We start from the raw sequence: 2589 nt of genomic DNA, 5'->3' as shown, positions 1-2589 counted from the left end.
GAAGCAGAGATCCTGAAGGGAACGATCAAATTCGCAAATTTATTTCGACTATGAAGCATGATTGGGACGCATCTATTTTAGTAGAAACGTGTTTTCTAGAATTTGAACGCCCAAATGTAAGTCAAGGCATTGATACATGTGTGGCAAAAGGAGCAAAAGATGTAGTTGTAATTCCAATTATGCTCTTGCCTGCTGGCCACTCTAAAATACATATTCCGGCGGCTATAGATGAAGCTAAGGAAAAATATCCACACGTAAACTTCGTATACGGACGTCCCATTGGCGTTCATGAAGAAGCCCTTGAAATTTTAAAAACGAGATTACAAGAATCAGGAGAGAATTTAGAAACTCCAGCTGAAGACACGGCTGTTATCGTCTTAGGGCGAGGAGGAAGTGATCCTGATGCAAACAGTGATTTATATAAAATTACGCGCCTTCTTTGGGAAAAAACAAATTATAAAATCGTTGAAACTTCTTTTATGGGCGTGACCGCTCCACTGATTGATGAAGGCGTGGAGCGATGTTTGAAATTGGGCGCTAAAAAAGTGGTTATTCTCCCGTATTTCTTATTTACAGGAGTATTAATTAAGCGATTAGAAGAAATGGTGAAGCAGTATAAAATGCAGCATGAAAACATTGAGTTTAAGCTCGCCGGCTATTTCGGTTTTCACCCAAAACTGCAGACAATTTTAAAAGAACGTGCTGAAGAAGGATTAGAAGGTGAAGTGAAAATGAACTGCGATACGTGTCAATATCGCCTCGGCATTATGGAGCATATTGATCACCATCATCATCACGATCATGACCATGACCATGATCACGGACACCATCACCACGATCACCATCATGAAGATAAGGTCGGCGAGCTAAAATGATTTTATTGTTAGCCGGAACTAGCGATGCACGTGCATTAGCCGTGCGAGTGAAAAAAGCAGGTCATGAGGTTACGGCAACGGTTGTAACCGAAAACGCAGCTATCGAATTACAGCGTGCAGAAGTGAAAGTGAAAATTGGACGTCTCACAAAAGAAGATATGATGGATTTTGTAAACGAGCATCGTGTAAAAGCTATTGTGGATGCAAGTCACCCTTTTGCAGAAGAAGCATCTAAAAATGCTATCGGCGCGGCTGCTGAAACAGCGATTCCTTACATACGCTATGAGCGGGCTTCGCAGGCTTTTACCTATGATAATATGACGATGGTTTCTACGTATGAAGAAGCAGCAGAAGTAGCAGCTGAGAAAAAAGGAGTTATTATGCTGACAACAGGCAGCAAAACGCTGCAGGTTTTTACAGAAAAGCTGCTTCCTCTTTCAGATGTACGGCTTGTTGCTCGTATGCTTCCAAGGCTGGATAATATGGAAAAGTGCCAGCAATTGGGATTTCCGCAAAAAAATATTATTGCTATTCAAGGGCCGTTTACAAAAGAGTTTGATCGAGCGCTGTATAAGCAATACGGAGTGACGGTCATGATCACAAAAGAAAGCGGWAAAGTTGGATCTGTGGATGAAAAAGTGGAAGCAGCCAAAGAGTTAGGCTTAGATATTATTATGATTGGGCGACCGAAAATTGAGTATGGAACCGTGTATTCCACGTTTGAAGAAGTGGTTCATGCTTTAGTAAACCAAAATAGGAGTTGATTGAGATGGATTTTCGTACAGAATTTAAACCGTTAACTGTTCAGCCTCAGCAAATAGAAGGAAAAAGTTTTGAGATGATTACAGAAGAGCTTGGGCCTCATCCGTTTACAGACGAACAGTACCCCATTGTTCAGCGCGTAATTCATGCGTCTGCAGACTTTGAGCTTGGACGCAGCATGCTGTTTCATCCGAATGCAATTCAAGCAGGAATTAAAGCTATTCGCAGCGGCAAGCAAGTGGTTGCAGATGTACAAATGGTGCAAGTAGGAACAAACAAGCAGCGAATTGAAAAACACGGCGGTGAAATCAAAGTCTATATTTCAGATCCGGACGTAATGGAAGAAGCAAAGCGCTTAAATACAACGCGTGCAATTATTTCGATGCGAAAAGCTATCAAAGAAGCAGACGGTGGAATTTTTGCAATTGGGAACGCACCCACAGCTTTACTTGAATTAATTCGTTTGATTAAAGAAGGAGAAACGAAGCCTGGGCTTGTTATTGGTCTGCCGGTAGGATTTGTTTCAGCAGCTGAATCTAAAGAAGAACTTGCAAAACTTGACGTGCCGTTTATTACAAACATAGGGCGAAAAGGCGGCAGTACGGTAACGGTTGCTGCATTAAATGCAATTTCAATTCTTGCAGATCAGGTGTAACGCATGAAAGAAGTACCAAAAGAACCTAAGAAACTCAGAGAAGGCTATACGACGGGCGCTTGTGCAACGGCAGCTACGAGAGCAGCTCTGCTTACGCTAATTTCAGGAGAAGTGCAAGATGAGTCAACGATTTACCTACCTGTCGGCCGCTTTGCTACGTTTCATCTTGAAGAATGCGAGTATCGTACAAGCAGCGCTGTAGCTAGCATCATTAAAGATGCTGGAGATGATCCCGATGCCACGCACGGAGCGCTGATTATTTCTGAAGTTTCGTGGTGTAATGGTGCAGGCATTATC

General features: G+C 42.4%; 4 protein-coding genes. All 4 read left to right on the top strand.

What is annotated here, in order from left to right:
• Window positions 1-875: sirohydrochlorin chelatase (locus AC1DRF_RS22630; protein ID WP_477741747.1), on the top strand; the 875-nt coding region annotated here is incomplete at its 5' end.
• Complete coding sequence (gene cobK, locus AC1DRF_RS22625; protein ID WP_427076414.1) at window positions 872-1639, top strand: precorrin-6A reductase; 768 nt, start codon at window positions 872-874, stop codon at window positions 1637-1639. The genes AC1DRF_RS22630 and cobK, both read left to right, overlap by 4 nt.
• 5 nt (window positions 1640-1644) lie before the next feature.
• Window positions 1645-2292, top strand: a complete 648-nt coding sequence (locus AC1DRF_RS22620; protein WP_427076415.1) for a precorrin-8X methylmutase — start codon at window positions 1645-1647, stop codon at window positions 2290-2292.
• Between the two features lie 3 nt (window positions 2293-2295).
• Window positions 2296-2589, top strand: a 294-nt coding sequence (locus tag AC1DRF_RS22615) for a cobalt-precorrin-5B (C(1))-methyltransferase (RefSeq protein WP_477741746.1), incomplete at its 3' end; no start/stop codon positions are given.

The organism is Priestia sp. P5_B4 (genome assembly GCF_056400385.1).
Note: the sequence above shows the minus strand (reverse complement) of the source record. Positions and strands in the feature narration are given on the sequence as shown.